Origin of the sequence: Acetobacter indonesiensis (genome assembly GCF_000963945.1) — a bacterium.
Taxonomy (GTDB): Bacteria; Pseudomonadota; Alphaproteobacteria; order Acetobacterales; family Acetobacteraceae; genus Acetobacter; species Acetobacter indonesiensis.
On sequence record NZ_BAMW01000098.1, the window covers coordinates 1 to 327 of the forward strand.

1 protein-coding gene is annotated in these 327 nt (G+C 54.1%); it reads right to left on the reverse strand.

Going from position 1 to position 327, the window contains the following annotated elements:
- Positions 1-327, reverse strand: a 327-nt coding sequence (locus Abin_RS15265; RefSeq protein ID WP_048848508.1) for a DUF6118 family protein, incomplete at both ends; no start/stop codon positions are given.

Below are 327 nucleotides of genomic sequence, written 5' to 3' on the forward strand. Positions count from 1 at the left end.
CTTGATCGTAATCACACAGGATTTCGGCTGTCCGGCCTGAGTTGCTCCGATCCGACACTCGCGGATTTTCGGCATGTTGTCCTGCACCAGCCGATCCTCCCACATAAAGCTGCTCCATTGCTCGGGCCGTGCGCCTTGCATCATCGCAGCTCCGGAATCCCACCGGTCCTTGCCTCCGACAATGAACGACGCCACGCGCTCATCAAAATTCTTCCAGGTGATGTGATTGAACAGAAGCGGTGCAATCCCCACCCCGAACAGAAATGCCATGATCCCGATAAAAATCATCCAGAACCATTGATCTCGTCGATTATTGGCCTGACCGAT